The sequence below is a fragment of the Halomonas gemina genome (genome assembly GCF_023554995.1).
In the GTDB taxonomy this organism is placed as follows: domain Bacteria; phylum Pseudomonadota; class Gammaproteobacteria; order Pseudomonadales; family Halomonadaceae; genus Halomonas; species Halomonas gemina.
Genome location: NZ_JAMJPK010000003.1, coordinates 479,433 through 495,272, shown reverse-complemented (window position 1 = coordinate 495,272; position 15,840 = coordinate 479,433). Strand labels below are relative to the sequence as shown.

Below are 15,840 nucleotides of genomic sequence, written 5' to 3'. Positions count from 1 at the left end.
CTCCATCAGGCCGGTCTTTCATCGAGCGCAGGTGCGAAAGCCGGCCAGGATGTCCTGGCGGTCCGGGGTGAAGAAGTTGCGGTAGCTGTTGTGGGCCAACCGCGAGCGGGTGGCCCAGGCGCCGCCGCGCAGCACGTAGCGCCCCACCCGGAACCAGGGGGCCGAGTAGTCGCGGTAGAGCTCGGGCGCGAACCCCGGGAAGGGGGCGAAGGGCGAGGCCGTCCACTCCCAGACGTTGCCCAGCATCTGCCGGCAGCCGAAGGCGCTGTCGCCCTCGGGCAGTGCCGCCACGTCGAGCCGGCCCAGGCGCCAGGCGTCGAGGTTGGCGCGGCCGGCATCTGGCGGCGCCTCGCCCCAGGGGAAGCGTCGCTTGCCGGGCGCGAGCGAGCCCCCGTCGGGGGACGGCGCGCGGCTGGCGGCGACCTCCCACTCGGCCTCGCCGGGCAGCCGCCGGCCGGCCCAGCGGCACCAGGCCTCGGCCTCGTGCCAGCCGACGTGCACCACCGGCTGGTGCGGGGCCAGCGGCCGCCAGCGGTCGAAGCAGCGCTCCTGCCAGTGGCCATCGGCGTCACGGCGCCAGTAGATCGGCCCCCGCAGCGCCTGCTGCTCGCGCCACTGCCATCCTGCCTCGCTCCACAGCTCGCGCCGCGCGTAGCCGCCGTCCTCGACGAAGGCAGCGAACTCGCGGTTGGTAACCGGCGCCCGGGCGATCGAGAAGGGCGCCACCTCGACCTCCAGGGGGGGCTTCTCGTTGTCGAAGCGGAAGGGAACGCCCGCGTCGGAGCCGAGGAGATGGCGCCCGCCGGGGATGGCGACATCGCCGGGCAGCGCGCCGGCGGGGCGGTCCCCGAGGGCGTGCTCCGGCGCGGGCGTGCCCAGCTCCGGGGCCGGGTCGGCCAGCGTCTGGCGGGTATAGAGGAAGGCCTCGCCGTGCATGTCCTCGTGCAGGGTGGTGAGCTGGTAGACATAGCTCTGGGCGGCGCTGGCCATGCCGTCGGGCAGGCGCTCGAGCATCGCCTGCTGCACCCGTGACAGGTAGTCCAGGGTCTCGTCGCGGGAGGGCAGCGGTAGCGCCCAACGCTCGTCGTGGGCGATGCTGCTGGAGTCGAACAGCCGCTCGGCGTCGGCGAGCTGGTAGTCGGGCAGGCCATGGAGGCCGCGCAGGGCGAAATGGTCGTGGAAGAAGCCCAGGTGGCCGAGCTCCCATAGCGGCGGGTTGACGATCGCCAGCCGCGGGCCCAGCTCGCGCGCCTCGAGGATATCCTGCATCAGCGCCAGGCTGCGGGTGCGGGTATCGACGAGCATCGCCGCCAGCTCATCGGCGGCCCGGGGCGGCGTCGGCGGCGTGCCGAGGGTTGTCGTTGGCATGTCGACCTCTTCAAGGAGACAGCATGGCATTGAAGGTAGCCCTGATCAGCCCGGCGGGTCGAGGATCACGCGCCGGTAACCGTGCCACGGCGACCCGCTGGGCGGGGCTGCTGCGGGCACTGGGCTGCCAGGCGAGGGTCCTGGGCTCGGAGGAGGGCGCGCATCGATGCCGCTTCGCCGGCAAGCCGCCCGACCTGGTGATGGCGCTGCATGCCTGGCGCAGCCATGCGGCCATCCGCGCCTGTCGCGATGCCTTCCCGAACTGCCCGCTGGTGGTGGTGCTGACGGGCACCGACGTCTACCGCTTCCAGCACAGCCACCCCGAGATGTTCCTCGAGAGTCTCGCCGCGGCGGAGGTGCTGCTCGGCCTGCATGACGGCCTGGCCGAGGACCTTCCCGCGCGCTTCCTGCCGCGGCTGCGGGTCGTCCACCAGTCGGCGCGGCCCCTGCCGCCCGGTACCCCGGGCCCGGGGTACCGGTATCTGGATGTGCTGGTGGCCGGCCACCTGCGCGAGGAGAAGGACCCGCTGCGTGCCGCCCTGGCGGTGCGCGAGCTGCCGGCGGACTCGCGCCTGAGGGTCATGCAGCTGGGTGGCGCCCTTGGTGATGCCTGGGCCGAGGCGGCGCGAGACGAGATGGCGGTGAATCCGCGCTATCGCTGGCTGGGTGACCTGCCCCGCTGGCGGGTGCGCCGGTGGATGGCGCGGGCCCGGCTGATGGTGATCAGCTCGCGCATGGAGGGGGGCGCCAACGTGGTCAGCGAGGCCTGCGTGGCCGGCCTGCCGGTGCTGGCCTCCAACATCCCGGGCAACCGCGGCCTGCTGGGCGATGACTACGCCGGCTACTTCCCGGTGGCCGATACCGCGGCGCTGCGCGACCTGCTGCGCCGCGCCGAGGCGGAGCCGGCCTTCCTCGACCGGCTGCGCCGCCAGGTGCTGGCGCGTGCGCCGCGGTTCCGGCCCGAGGCCGAGCGCGAGGGGCTGGCGCGGGTTATTGCCGCCTGCGGGCTGGCCCTCTGAGATTGCCATCCGTCAGATGGATGGGTTCCAGCGCCTCGCCGGCCTCGAGGACGCGGCCGATGACGGCGGCCCGGGCATAGCCCAGGGCATGCAGGGCCGAGAGACACGCCTCGGCGCGCTCGGCGGGCACGCTGGCCAGCAGGCCACCGGCGGTCTGGGGGTCGAAGAGCAGCGGGTAGCGGGGGTGTTCGACCCACGCGACCTGGTCGCGGATGGCCCGGCGCAGGCGCACGTTGGCGGGCTGCAGGGAGCTCAGGATGCCGGCGGCGACGGTCTCCTCCGCGCCCTCGAGCAGCGGCAGGGCCGCCAGGTCGAGCTCGGCATCCACGCCCGAGGGGCGGGTCATCTCGACCAGGTGCCCCAGCAGGCCGAAGCCGGTGAGGTCGGTGCAGGCAGTGGCGCCGTGCTCGCGCAGGCAGCTCGCCGCCTGGCGGCTGGACTGGCACATGCTCGTGAGTGCCGCATCGATCCAGCGCCCGCGGGCGCCGAGCCTCGCGTGGGCGGCGAACAGGGTGCCGGTGCCGATGGGCTTGGTGAGGATCAGCACCTGGCCGGGGCGCAGGCCGCCCTTGGTCAGGGCGCTGTCGCCGCCGGCATCGATCAGGCCATTGACGGCAAAGCCCAGGGCCAGCTCGCTGCCCTCGCCGGTGTGCCCGCCGACCAGGGCGCAGTTTGCCTCGTTGAGTACCTCCACGGCGCCTGCCATCATCTGGTAGACGGTGTCCTCCACCTTGGCCTCGAGCCCCTGAGGCACAGTGGCCACGGCGGTGGCGGTCTGCGCCTCGGCGCCCATGGCGAAGATGTCGCCCAGGGCGTGGTTGGCGGCGACCCTGCCGAACACGTAGGGGTCGTCGATGAAGGCGCGGAAGAAGTCGATGGTATGCACCATGTCCTTGCCCGGCGGTACCCGCACCACGGCAGCGTCGTCCGGGGCGTGCAGGCCGACACGCACCTCCTCGCGCGCCACCGGCGCAAGGGTCGAGAGGGCCCGGGAGAGCACCGAGGCGCCCACCTTGGCCCCGCAGCCACCGCAGCGCATGGCGATGGCCGAGATCGCCTGGGCGCTTTCTTCCTCGTCGAGCGCCACCCGGCTGGGGCTCGACGTCTTCATGCCCTCTTCGGCCATGGGCGGCAGGTCGTTGAACTTCGCCATGAAGCGCCGGTCGATGCCGTCCTTCCAGCGCCACACCCAGTCGCCGGCCAGGCACAGCCCGCCCCGGGAGGCCACGGCGTGGCGGTCGCCGGTGCTGATCAGCGCCAGCCACCTTGCCTGGGGGCGGTAGGGCCTGAGGGGGCGGCCGGTCACCGCGGCGCGCAGGTTGTCGGCCAGCGGACGGCCCTGGCGCACGGCGAAGACCCCGGCCTTCTCGCGGGGGTGGTTGACCTGGCGGGCGATGTCGCCGGCGGCGAAGATGCGCGGGTCCGACGGCGAGCGCAGGGTGTCGTCGACCTCGATGAAGCCGTCGTCGTCGAGGGCCAGCCGGGTGCCCTGCAGCCAGGCGGCGCCGCCGGCGTTGGTCACCCAGACGATCTCGTCGGCGCCGTGCCAGGTGCCATTCGCGGCCTGCAGGCGGCCCGCCTCGACCTCGACGACCTCGGTGGCGGTGTGCACCTCGACGCCGCGGCGGGCCAGGGTGTCGCGGAACCGTGCCCGCACCCGCGCATTGTGGGTCGGCAGGATCGTCTCGCCGCGGGTGAAGAGGGCGAAGGAGAGTTCGGCCGGGTCGCGCCCCCGGGCGGCCAGCTCCCTGCCCAGCCGGTACTGCATGGCCAGCAGCAGCTCGACGCCGCCGGCGCCGCCGCCGACCACCGCGACGCGGGTCCGGCCCGGGTGTGCCTCGATGCGCGAGAGCAGCGTCTGCCAGCGGTCGTTGAAGCGGTGGATCGGCTTGACCGGAACGGCATACTCGCCGGCCCCGCCCACCGCATCCACGCGGGGCGTCGAGCCGATATTGATCGACATCCAGTCGTAGGAGACCGGGGGGCGCGAGCGGCAGAGCACGGTGCGCGCCGCGTGGTCGATGCCGATGGCCTCGTCGCGGAAGAAGCGTGCCCCGGCATACTCCGCCAGCCGACGCAGGTCGATATGCACCTCGTCGTAGGTGTAATGCCCGGCGACATAGCCCGGCAGCATGCCCGAGTAGGGGGTATGGGTGTCGCGGCAGATCAGGGTGAGCCTGACGCCCGGTTCGGGCTTCATGGCGAAGCGCTTCAGCACCCCCACGTGGGTGTGTCCGCCGCCGACGAGGACGATATCCCGTAACGCTTGTAACCCCAGGGGCTGCTGCGGTTGCTGCATGGTCAGGCTCGCTCTAGATTGGTGGGGCGTTGCCGCCACAGTCTAAAGGCAAATTGGTGACCCGACGCCATCCCGGCGCTCGCCGAAGTGTCGATGCCTGCCGCCAGAACCGTTCGCCAGCGAGGGGCCCTGATGTCCACTGCCGTGCAGTTCCATGACCAGCACCGCGACGAGGCGAGGCCCTCGTTTCGCGACGAGGTGGTCGCCGGGCTCGGCTGCTCGCCCAGGGCCCTGTCGCCCAAGTACTTCTATGACGCGCGGGGCTCGCGGCTCTTCGAGTCGATCTGCGAGCAGCCCGAGTACTACCTGACCCGCACCGAGGAGGGCATCCTCTCCCGGGCGGCCGACGAGATCGCGGCGAAGGTCGGGCCGGACTCGCTGATGGTCGAGCTGGGCAGTGGCGCCAGCCGTAAGGTCAGGCTGCTGCTGGAGGCGATGCGCCCCCGCCGCTACCTGGGCATGGACATCTCGCGCGACTTCCTGCTGCACAGCACGCGTCGCCTGGCGGCGGACTATCCGTGGCTCGAGGTGCACGCCGCCTGGGGGGACTTCTCGCGCCGCCTTGAACTGCCCCCGGGCGTCGAGGGCCGCCGGGTGGTGGCGTTCTTTCCCGGCTCGAGTATCGGCAACTTCACGCCGCGCGAGGCCAAGGCCTTCCTGGCCCGCCTGCGCCGGGCCCTGCCGCCAGGCAGCGGGGCGCTGGTCGGCGTCGACCTGGTCAAGGATCGCGATATCCTCGAGGCGGCCTACAACGACGCCGCGGGTATCACGGCGGCCTTCAACCTCAACCTGCTGGAGCGCATGCGCCGCGAGCTGGGGGCCGCGGTCGAGGTGGGTGCCTTCCGGCACCGGGCCTTCTTCAATGCGCCGGCATCGCGCATCGAGATGCACCTGGAAAGCCGGCAGAGCCAGGCCATCGTCCTCGACGGGCAGCGCTTCGCCTTCGAGACCGGCGAGACGCTGCATACCGAGAACTCCTGCAAGTACAGCGTGGCGGGCTTCCAGGCCCTGGCGGCGCGTGCCGGGTACCGCTCACGCGCCGTCTGGTGCGATGACCAGGCGCTGTTCAGCGTGCACTATCTCTCGAGCGACTAACTAGCTCTCAAGCGACTAGCTCTCGAGCGACCAGCCGCCCGGCGGGGCCGGGCAGCGCGGCCCGTCAGGCCTCCAGCCGGGTCACCCGGATCGGCAGGCCCTGGCGCACCGCGGCGCCGCTGATGGGCTCGAGCCAGGTGCCATCCACGCGGCGGGTCGGGTCCTTGAAGCCCAGGTCGTTGATGTTGATGCCGGCGCGCAGCCACTCGAGGTCGGGCTGGGACTCGCCGTCGATCAGGTGGGGAGTGGCTCCCAGGTCGCGGTGGCCGTAGCCGTGCTCGATGCCCAGCGCGCCGGGCATCACCCCCTCGCCGACCAGTGCCAGGGCCACCACGCTGCCGCCGGGGCTCTCGATGCGGATGGTGTCGCCGTGACTGATGCCGAAGCGCTCGGCATCCCGGTGGTGCATCATCACCGGGTTGTAGGGCTTGATCATGCGCAGCCGTTCGAGGCCGATGGCGTAGGAGTTCATCAGGTTCGACTTGAACGAGAACGCCAGCAGCGGCCACTCCTCCTCAGTGAAGACCTCGCGCATGGCGCGGCCGTCGGCCAGCGGCGGCAGGCCGTGGCAGGGTACGCCGCGGTTGGGCTCGCCGGTCTGGGTATTGATGCTGGTGCCCACCTGCTCGTTGTAGACGCACAGGGTGCGCTTCCAGGCGCTGGTGAGGTTCTCACCCTCGAAGTGGTCCTGGAAGTCCTCGAAGCGCCCGCCACGGGCGTAGAGGTAGGCCACCGGGCCGCGCTCCTCGGGCTTGAGGGTGCGTTCGAGCCTCGGCATCAGCGGGGCCAGGCCGGCGTGGGTGATGTCGCCCTCATCGGCGGCGGGCAGCGGCTCGCCCTGCATGGCCACGTTGGCGGCGGCGCGAAGGAAGAAGTCCTCGGCACGGTTGAGCGGGTGCAGGTTGCCGTCGGCGTCGGGGATCGCCCCGTCGCCGAAGCCGGGCAGCCCGAGGCGCTTGGCGGTGGCGATGAAGAAGCTCTCCATGGAGACCGGCTCGCCTTCCGCGGTCTTCTGCTGGCGCGGCTCCACCACCGGCCAGCAGGCGGTTGTCATCCTGCCCAGGTTGCCCTTCCAGGCGCCGGTGAAGCCCCACACCTCGTACATCACCGAGTCCGGCACGATGTAGTCGGCGTAGCGGTTGGTCTCGTTGAGGAAGCCATCCACCGCCACGAACAGCCCCAGGCGCTTGGGGTCCTTGAGCTTGTCGGCGACCATCTTCTCGAGACCGGCCTGGCCGTAGATGGGATTGGCCATGCAGCCGATCACCGCCTTGATGGGGTAGGGGTAGCCGTCCAGCGCCGAGGGCAGGTGCTCGGTCAGCGTCGGCGGGGCCAGCGAGCGCCAGGGGGCCCGTGCCGGATAGGGGTTCTCCCCGGCGGCCACCTTGCGCTGGTACTCGGAGGATTTCTCGTAGGGGAAGCGCGAGCGGGAGAGGAACACGCCCTGGGGGCCGCGCTTGCCGGGGAAGTTGGCCAGGTCATAGCGCGGGCCTTGGCCCACGCCATTGAACTGCCCTCCGCCCTCGGCGCTGCCCCCCTTGCGGTTGTGGTTGCCGGCCAGCAGGTTGAGCATCTGCACCCCGAAAGCGGCGTAGAAGCCGTTGCCGGACATCATGCCGCCATGGCAGTTGACCACGGCGCGGCGGCCGTGGCTGGCGTAACGCCGAGCGAGCTCGACGATGGTGGCCCGGGGAATGCCGCACTGCTCGGCATAATCGGCCAGGGAGTGCTCATGGGCGGCCTCGCGCAGCAGGGTCATGCTGCTCTTCACTCGCACGTTTTTCCCGTCGGCGAGTTCCACCTCGCGGTCGACGAACAGCTCGGCGGCCATCACCGCGTCGCTTGCCACCAGCTCGCCCTCGGCGACCACCATGGGCAGGTCGGCATCGCTGCCGGCCTCGGCCTGGCCCAGGTCGCTGGCGTGCAGGAAGCGGCCGCGACGCGGGTGCTCGGGGGTGTCGATCACCAGGTGTGTGGCGTTGGAGTGGGTGGCCTCGCCGGCGGCGTCCGCGGCGGCCTGGCCGGGCAGCGCCAGGAAGGCCCTGGCGTACCCCTCGTTGTCGAGCAGCCACTGGATCAGCGCCATGGCGAGGGCGCTGTCGGTGCCGGGGCGGATCGGCACCCAGCGGTTATGGTCGTCGGCATGCGAGGCGGCGGCGTTGAGGCCCGGGTCCACGATCACGTACTCCAGGGTGCCGGCGGCGCGCGCCTGGGCGATCAGCCGGCCCTGGCGCTTGAACGGGTTGCCGGCCTGGCTGGGCGCACTACCGATGTACATGATGAAGCGGGCGTTCTGGATGTCCGGCTTGACGTGGGCGAAGCCGCCCATATCGTTCATCACCGCCCCGGAGCCCATGCGGAAGGCCAGGCCGCAGTAGGAGCCGTGATGGCCGTAGTTGCGGGTACCGAAGGCGTTGAAGGCGAAGCGCTTGAGCAGCGCCGAGCGGCCGTAGTCGGTGGCCTCCATCACCATCAGCTGATTGGCCTTCGGGCCGTACTCGGGGCTCTCCGGGTCGACGGGGGTGTCCAGGTCATGGATGGCCCGCAGGCCGTCCACGTGGCCCTCGCCGAACAGGTCACCGCCCTCGCAGATCTCCTCGATGACCTGCTCGAAGGGCACCTTCTGCCACTCGCGACCGCCGCGCCCGCCGACCCGCTTGAGGCAGTGGGTGACGCGGAAAGGGCTGTCGATCTGCGCCATCATGGCGTTGCCGCGGGCGCAGGCGGTGGAGCGGTTCTGCTGGCCCTGGTCGCCATAGGCGCTGAGGCCACGCAGCGCCTCGGCGACCGGGGTGCGCATCGGTAGCTGCTCGTCGGCGGAGAGCGGGTGGTAGGGGTTGCCGGCCACACGCAGCACCTGGTCGCTCTCGTTGTCCACGCGGACCCGCACGCCGCACTTGGTGGTGCAGCCGTAGCAGACGGTGAAGGCGACGCGCTGGTCCGGATTGAGGGTCAGCTCACCGCTCTCGGGGTCGACGCGGTATTCCGGTGCCAGGGAGTTGCCGTGGATACGGTGCTCGGGTTTCTCGCCGGCGCTGCCGGTGACGCCCTTGGCCATCTTGAGCAGCGGGTCGGAGTAGCCGGCAGCGAAGGTCGCCGCGCCGCCGGCGGCGACGGCGCCCTTCATGAAGCGGCGACGTGACGGGTTCATGGAAGTCTTAGCCATGGCGGAGGGCTCCTTCGGTGGTTTCCGCGGCGCGCTGGGCGTGGGCGGAATGTGCGCAAGATAGATCGGCGGCGCTGCCGCCCTGGCGGGCCTGGCGCCAGGGAATCAGCAGGTCGACCACCAGTACCGCGGCGAGCCACAGGCCGAAGGTGCCGACGATGCCGAGGACGCCGGAGGAGCCGGCGGGGATGCCGTAGTGGTGGAAGCCGGCGCTGTGGCGGGCCACGGTCTGCACGTCCATCAGCACCACCCAGCGGAACATCCAGCCCACGTGCAGGGCCACCAGGCCGAGCAGCCAGGCCCAGGCGTAGAGCGCCGGGCGGCGTGCGGCGGGGCGGGTGAGCAGGAAGAGCACGGCGCCGAACAGCACGACGCCGGTGAGGCCGCCCCACAGGGCGGTGCTGCGCCACTCGGCGCTGCCGCGCACGGACTCCATGGCCGCGGCCACCGAGCCGACGTTGGCGTTGATGCCGTCGAGGAACCAGCTGCCGGCGACGAGGCCCGCCACCAGGCAGGCGCCCAGCATTACCTTGAGCATCTGGCGATTGGTGGCCATGTCGTGCAGCCCGCTGACCCGGTTAAGCACCAGGATCAGGCCGGTGGCGGCGATGAAGCCGGTGGCCACGAACATCGGTGGCAGCCATACGGTATTCCACAGCGGCCGCGCCTTGACGATGGCCACCTCGGCGCCGGTGTAGAGCATGATGCCGGTGGAGAGGGCGAGGGTGCCCAGGCCCACCAGCACCAGCAGGGCGCGCGGGGTGGGGGCGTTGCCCAGCGACAGCCAGCGGGCGACGAAGCCACCGAGCCCGGGCGCCTGGCGATGGGCCTGCAGCGCCGGGCGCCAGGCCAGCCAGGCCAGCACGATCACGCCGACCAGGTAGAGCGGCAGCACCAGGCTGCCTACGGACATCCAGGAGTGAGAATTCGCATAGGCGTAGAAGTGCCAGAAGCGCAGCGGCTGGTGCAGGTCGGCGAGCAGCGCCACCGGCGCCACCAGGGTGGTGGTCAGGCAGGCGAGCAGCGCCAGGCGGGCGGTGGGCAGCCAGCGCTGCCTGCCGAACACCAGTGCCGGCGCCGCCAGCCACAGGCTGGCGTAGGAGAGCGCAATCAAGAAGAAGTACTGCACCGCCCAGGGGTACCAGGCGATGTCGTAGCGCGGGGCGAGCAGCTCAATGGCGGAATTCATAGCCCATCTCCTGGCCGTGGGGATCGAGGACTTCCAGGGCGACCGGCTCGGCGTCGGGGCGAGTGACGAAGCGCTCGTCCATGCCGAGGTAGAAGACCTGGGGCAGGGTGTTCTTCTCGGGCTGCAGCACCATCAGTGCATCGCGGTGCTCACTGATCATGCGGCTGATCTGGCTCTCGGGGTCGCGCATGTCGCCGATGATCCGCGCGCCGCCCACACAGCTCTCCACGCAGGCCGGCAGCAGGCCCGCCTCCAGGCGGTGGGCGCAGAAGGTGCACTTGTCGGCGGTCTGGGTGCGCTCGTTGATGAAGCGGGCGTCGTAGGGGCAGGCATTGACGCAGTAGGCGCAGCCCACGCAGCGGTCGCTGTCCACCACCACGATGCCGTCCTGGCGCTGGAAGGTGGCCTCCACCGGGCAGACCGGCACGCAGGGCGGGTTCTCGCAGTGGTTGCACAGGCGCGGCAGCATGAAGGTGGCGACCTCGCCGCTCTCCTGGTGCTCGACCTCGTACTGGGAGACGGTGGTGCGGAAGCTGCCCAGCGGGGCGGCGTTCTCGATATGGCACGACACGGTACAGGCCTGGCAGCCGATGCACTGGCGCAGGTCGATGAGCATGCCGTAGCGCTTGCTGGGGTCGCCTTCGCGACGGGGTGGCTGCTGGTTGATGCCGGCGCTGGCGATGCTCGAGAGCGGCACCATCGCGGCGCCCGCGCTGAGGCGGGCCAGCTGGCCGAGCAGGGTGCGGCGAATGGGGTCCATGGCGCCTCCGGTGGCCTGGGTGGGGCGGGGTCTCCGCCTGAGGGGGTAAGGAGTGATACCGGGAGGCTACCTGCGACCAAGGTCTAGTCGCTTGATGTCGATCAAGAGATTGTTAGCAAGCTCTTAATCCTCGCATAATGTTCAGTCAAGCCATTGAGGAGAAAGGGGTTTCGGGGCTCCTGGCAGGCAACAAAAAAACGCCCCGCCATGAGGCGGAGCGTTCGCTGTTCGTCATCGTGTCGGCCTCCCGCGGGAGGGGGCGATCAGGGCGGTGAGCCGCTCGGGTCGATGGTGCGATAGACGAGGCGGAGCTCGTCGACGGAGAGATGCTCCAGCTTCCCCGAGAGGAGGTCGCTGATCTTCTGCATCGGCAGACCGGCGCGGCGGGCGATCTCTCGGCTGCCGAGGTCCGATACGGCGATCAGCCGCGTGATGATGCGCATGAGGCGTGTACGTTTTTCCAGGTCCCTGACATCGAGGTCAGGGCAGCTTCGCGGGGGGTCGGTGAGTTCCGCGTGGGCGGTGTGACGTGCCGTGCTCATGATGCTCCAGTGGGCGGTTTCGACAGCCACACTATGGGGGCTATTCGACGATTTTGCCAGTATCGATTCGGTGATTCTTTGGTGTGAGATGAGGCCCCGTCGCGGGGTCGCCGTCCCGGGCAGGGTGTGCAGAATATCGAACTGTTCCGGGTGGCCCTGCCGAGGTCGGCATATGGCGCCGGCGGTAGCCTCTGGATGCGCATATCCTTATATTTTGGGCGTCGCGAGGGAGGGCCTCGTCCCGCCTCGCGGGGGATTCTGCGACCGCCATGGGCCGGCTGCGACAAATGTCTAGGTGCCGGGTGTTCAATATTCCTTGAACGTTGGCCTTTCGTTTACTATTTTTGTCGATGTTTCGTGAAAAAATCTTACATCATCACAATCGAAAATCGACAACCGACGAAGAGGCTGACATGAACAACGAGACGTCCACGGAGACGCACCTGACGCGAGTCCTTGCCCGCAAGGACGTGCTGGCCCTGGCCTTTGGTGCCATGGTCGGCTGGGGCTGGATCGTGCTGACCGGCAGCTGGATCCAGTCGGCCGGCAGCCTGGGGGCGATCACCGCCTTCCTGATCGGCGGGCTGATCATCGTGCTGGTGGGCCTGACCTATGCCGAGCTGGCCTCGGCGATGCCCCAGGTCGGGGGCGAGCACGTGTATAGCTACCGGGCCATGGGGCACTTCGCCTCCTTCCTCTGCACCTGGGCCATCACCCTGGGCTACGTGAGCGTGGTGGCCTTCGAGGCCGTGGCGCTGCCCACCGTGGTGGAGCACCTCTTCCCGAACTATGCCGTGGGCCAGATGTGGAACATCGCCGGCTGGGACGTGAAGGCCACCTGGGTCGCCGTCGGCGTGGCCGGGTCGGTGCTGATGATGTGGATCAACTACATCGGCGTGCGCACCGCTGCCCTGGTCCAGAAGGTGGTGACCCTGCTGATCCTGGCGGTCGGCATCCTGTTCATCACCGGCGCCCTCTTCCAGGGCAGCACCGAGACCATGCAGCCGCTGTTCAGCGTCGAGGAGGGCGTGATGGGCGGCATCATGATGGTGATCATCATGGTGCCCTTCATGTTCGTCGGCTTCGACGTCATCCCCCAGGCCGCCGAGGAGATCAACCTGCCGTTCCGCGAGATCGGCCGGGTGCTGATGATCTCGGTGATCCTGGCGGTGTTCTGGTACGCCTTCATCATCCTGGGGACCGCGCTGATGCTCGATCCCGAGGCGCTGGGGGCCAGCTCGCTGGCGGTGCCGGATGCCATGCAGGCGGCTTTCCAGGCGCCCTGGGCCGGCAACCTGATGATCCTGGCCGGTATCGCGGGCATCATCACCAGCTGGAACGCCTTCTATATCGGCGGCTCACGGGCCATCTACGCCCTGGCACACTCGGGCATGCTGCCGGCCTTCCTGGCCAAGCTGCACCCCACGCACCGCACCCCGACCAACGCCATCCTGGTGATGGGGGCGCTCTCCTCCATCGCACCCTTCTTCGGCCGCCAGGCGCTGGTCTGGCTGGTGGTGGCCGGTGGCCTGGGCATCGTCATTGCCTACCTCTTCGTGGCGCTCTCCTTCGTGGTGCTGCGCCGGCGCGAGCCGGAGATGGCGCGGCCCTTCCGGGTCCGCCGTGGCAAGACCGTAGGGGTCCTGTCGGTGATCCTGTCGGTGATGCTGATCGGCATGTACCTGCCGGGCAGCCCCTCGGCGCTCTCCACCATCGAGTGGTTCATGTTCGCCGGCTGGATGGTGATCGGCCTGGCCCTCTACGCCTGGTCGCGTAACCGTTATGGCGTGGCCTACAGCGATAGCATGATGAAGCGCGAGCTTGCCGGAGGGGATCCCTACCCCGGTCGCTGACCCCGACCCTCAGGTGGCCGCGCCGGGATCTCCCGGGCGGCCGTCGAGGCAGAGCGTAAAGGATGGCCGATGGCCATCCTTTATTTTTGACAAAACGTAAAAATATAGATATTTTTAGATTGTGTCCACGTAACGCCATGGAGCCCCTGACATGACCGTACTGACCCAGCTTCCCGAGACCGCCATGCCCCTGCCCGCCGATATCCGCGGCTTCACGCTGGCGCCCTCCGCCCAGTCGCCGCGCCTGCTGCAGCTCACCGTCAGCCGCGAGGTGGTCGAGGCCTTCCTCGAGGCCGTCGCCGAGTGGCCGGTGCAGGCCCTGGAGTACAAGTCCATGCTGCGCTTCCGGGTGGCGAGGATCCTCGACGACCTGTGCGACAACACCCTGCAGCCGGTGCTGGTCAACGCCCTGGTGGATCGTGCCACCGGCGGCTTCCAGGTCACCCCGGAAGGGCTCGACGCCGTAGAGCAGGCCGACGAGATGGTCAAGTTCGCCACCGCCGTGGCGCACCTGATGGGGCGCTCCAACTACGACGCCATGAGCGGCCAGTACTATGCCCGCTTCGTGGTCAGGAACGTCGACGAGTCCGACAGCTACCTGCGCCAGCCGCACCGGGTGATGGAGCTGCACAACGACGGCACCTTCGTCGAGCAGGACACCGACTACGTGCTGATGATGAAGATCGACGAGCAGCACATGGAGGGCGGCAACTCGCTGCTGCTGCACCTGGACGACTGGGAGGGGCTGGAGCGCTTCTACCACCATCCGCTGGCGCGCCGGAAGATGCGCTGGACCGCGCCGCCCAGCAAGAACGTCGCGAAGGACATCTATCATGCGGTGTTCGACGTGGACGCCAGCGGTCTTCCGATCATGTCCTACATCGACCAGTTCGTGCAGCCGAAGGACTTCGAGGAGGGCAACTGGCTGACCGACCTCTCCGAGTCGCTCGAGAACAGCCCGGCGATCCTCTCGGTGCCCAACCCGGTGGGCAGCTTCCTGCTGATCAACAACCACTTCTGGCTGCACGGCCGCGACCGCTTCAAGCCCCATCCCGACCTGCGTCGCGAGCTGATGCGCCAGCGCGGCTACTTCACCCATGCCAAGACCCTGCGCAACCCGCGCCAGGTGTGAGACGCCTTGACCCGAGCGACGGGTTAGACTGACGAGGCCACGCCGTGACCACGGCGTGGCCGTCTCATTGGAGGAGCGAGGACGGCATGTACGATTTCATCATCATCGGTGGCGGCATCCTGGGCATGTCCACCGCCATGCAGCTCAAGCAGGCCTATCCGGATCGCCGCATGCTGGTGGTGGAGAAGGAGCGCGAGGCGGCGCGCCACCAGACCGGCCACAACAGCGGCGTGATCCACGCCGGCGTCTACTACACGCCGGGCAGCCTCAAGGCGCGCTTCTGCCTGGAGGGCAACCGGGCCACCAAGGCCTTCTGCGACGCCCACGACATCCCCTACGAAAGCTGCGGCAAGCTGCTGGTCGCCACCAACGACCTGGAGATGCAGCGCATGAAGGCGCTCTGGGAACGCACCGAGGCCAACGGCCTGGAGCGTGAGTGGCTCGGCCCCGAGGCGCTCGCCGAGCGCGAGCCCAACATCACCGGGGTCGGTGGCATCTTCGTGCCCTCCAGCGGCATCGTCGACTACGCCGCGGTGACCCGGGCCATGGCCGCCGAGTTCGAGCGGATGGGCGGCGAGATCCGCTACGGCGCGGAGGTGACCGCCCTGGAGGAGCGACGCCAGGAAGTGGTGGTCTCCACCACGACCGGCGAGGTCACCGGGCGCTATCTCGTGACCTGCTCGGGACTGATGGCCGACCGGGTAGTGCGCATGCTCGGCCAGGACCCGGGGTTCACCATCTGCCCCTTCCGCGGCGAGTACTACCGGTTGCCGGAGAAGCACAACGACATCGTCAACCACCTGATCTACCCGATCCCGGATCCCTCCATGCCCTTCCTGGGCGTGCACCTGACGCGGATGATCGACGGCTCGGTCACCGTGGGCCCCAATGCGGTGCTGGCCTTCAAGCGCGAGGGCTATCGTCGGCGCGACGTCTCGCCGCGGGACCTGGCGCAGATGTTCACCAACCCCGGCATCCTCAAGGTGCTGGGCCGCAACCTGCGCCCGGGCCTCACGGAGATGAAGAACTCGCTGCACAAGCGGGGGTATCTCGAGCTGGTGCGCAAGTACTGCCCGAGCCTTGGCCTGGAGGACCTCGGGCCCTATCCGGCCGGGGTGCGGGCCCAGGCGGTCTCCCGCGACGGCAAGCTGGTGGACGACTTCCTGTTCGTCAACACGCCGCGCACCGTCAACGTGGGTAATGCGCCCTCGCCGGCGGCCACCTCGGCGATCCCCATCGGCGCCCATATCGTCGACAAGGTGAAGGCGCTGGTCGAGGCGTGAGGACAGGGTTCGACTTTGGATGAATTGCCGAAAATCCTGAGAAACGTAGAAATAGTGACATTGGGTTCTCACGCAGCGGCCGTGCTAGCGTGAGGCGAGGCGCCATGAGATGCCGGCGCCGGGACACTTCACAA

The 15,840-nt window shown here is 69.4% G+C and carries 11 protein-coding genes; 5 read left to right on the top strand and 6 right to left on the bottom strand.

Annotation, left to right across the window (positions count from 1 at the left end):
- Positions 1-18: 18 nt before the first annotated feature.
- A complete protein-coding gene (gene senA / locus M8009_RS08985; RefSeq protein WP_250060486.1) occupies positions 19-1,368 on the bottom strand; it encodes a selenoneine synthase SenA in 1,350 nt (449 codons plus the stop codon).
- A gap of 23 nt (positions 1,369-1,391) precedes the next feature.
- On the opposite strand from senA, the gene senB reads away from it, so the two are divergent.
- Positions 1,392-2,387 carry a selenoneine biosynthesis selenosugar synthase SenB gene (gene senB / locus M8009_RS08980; protein ID WP_250060485.1) on the top strand — a complete coding sequence of 332 codons (996 nt, stop codon included), beginning with the start codon at positions 1,392-1,394 and terminating at the stop codon, positions 2,385-2,387.
- Here the strand turns inward: senB and selD are convergent.
- Positions 2,359-4,686, bottom strand: coding sequence for a selenide, water dikinase SelD (selD, locus tag M8009_RS08975; protein WP_250060484.1), 2,328 nt, complete (start codon positions 4,684-4,686; stop codon positions 2,359-2,361). The genes senB and selD overlap by 29 nt on opposite strands.
- Before the next feature lie 132 nt (positions 4,687-4,818).
- On the opposite strand from selD, the gene egtD reads away from it, so the two are divergent.
- Positions 4,819-5,781: an L-histidine N(alpha)-methyltransferase gene (gene egtD, locus M8009_RS08970; RefSeq protein WP_250060483.1), complete on the top strand. Its 963-nt coding sequence runs from the start codon at positions 4,819-4,821 to the stop codon at positions 5,779-5,781.
- 64 nt (positions 5,782-5,845) lie between these two features.
- Here egtD and M8009_RS08965 read toward each other — a convergent pair whose 3' ends face one another.
- From M8009_RS08965 to M8009_RS08950, 4 genes are all read right to left on the bottom strand, one after another.
- Complete coding sequence (locus tag M8009_RS08965; protein WP_250060482.1) at positions 5,846-8,947, bottom strand: molybdopterin dinucleotide binding domain-containing protein; 3,102 nt, start codon at positions 8,945-8,947, stop codon at positions 5,846-5,848.
- A complete protein-coding gene (nrfD, locus tag M8009_RS08960) occupies positions 8,940-10,136 on the bottom strand; it encodes an NrfD/PsrC family molybdoenzyme membrane anchor subunit (protein WP_250060481.1) in 1,197 nt (398 codons plus the stop codon). Before nrfD ends, M8009_RS08965 begins: the two co-directional genes overlap by 8 nt.
- Positions 10,120-10,896: a sulfate reduction electron transfer complex DsrMKJOP subunit DsrO gene (dsrO, locus tag M8009_RS08955; RefSeq protein WP_250060480.1), complete on the bottom strand. Its 777-nt coding sequence runs from the start codon at positions 10,894-10,896 to the stop codon at positions 10,120-10,122. Before dsrO ends, nrfD begins: the two co-directional genes overlap by 17 nt.
- Positions 10,897-11,159: 263 nt before the next feature.
- The gene (locus tag M8009_RS08950; protein WP_250060479.1) at positions 11,160-11,438 is read right to left on the bottom strand and encodes an XRE family transcriptional regulator; all 279 of its coding nucleotides are present in this window, start codon (positions 11,436-11,438) and stop codon (positions 11,160-11,162) included.
- 413 nt (positions 11,439-11,851) lie between these two features.
- On the opposite strand from M8009_RS08950, the gene M8009_RS08945 reads away from it, so the two are divergent.
- The 3 genes from M8009_RS08945 to lhgO all read left to right on the top strand — a co-directional run bounded on the left by M8009_RS08945 (position 11,852) and on the right by lhgO (position 15,706).
- Positions 11,852-13,291: an APC family permease gene (locus M8009_RS08945; RefSeq protein WP_250060478.1), complete on the top strand. Its 1,440-nt coding sequence runs from the start codon at positions 11,852-11,854 to the stop codon at positions 13,289-13,291.
- A 151-nt stretch (positions 13,292-13,442) separates the two neighbouring features.
- Entirely contained in the window at positions 13,443-14,423 is a 981-nt protein-coding gene (gene glaH / locus M8009_RS08940; protein ID WP_250060477.1) for a glutarate dioxygenase GlaH, read from the top strand.
- An 86-nt stretch (positions 14,424-14,509) separates the two neighbouring features.
- Positions 14,510-15,706: an L-2-hydroxyglutarate oxidase gene (lhgO, locus tag M8009_RS08935; RefSeq protein WP_250060476.1), complete on the top strand. Its 1,197-nt coding sequence runs from the start codon at positions 14,510-14,512 to the stop codon at positions 15,704-15,706.
- Positions 15,707-15,840 lie beyond the last annotated feature (134 nt).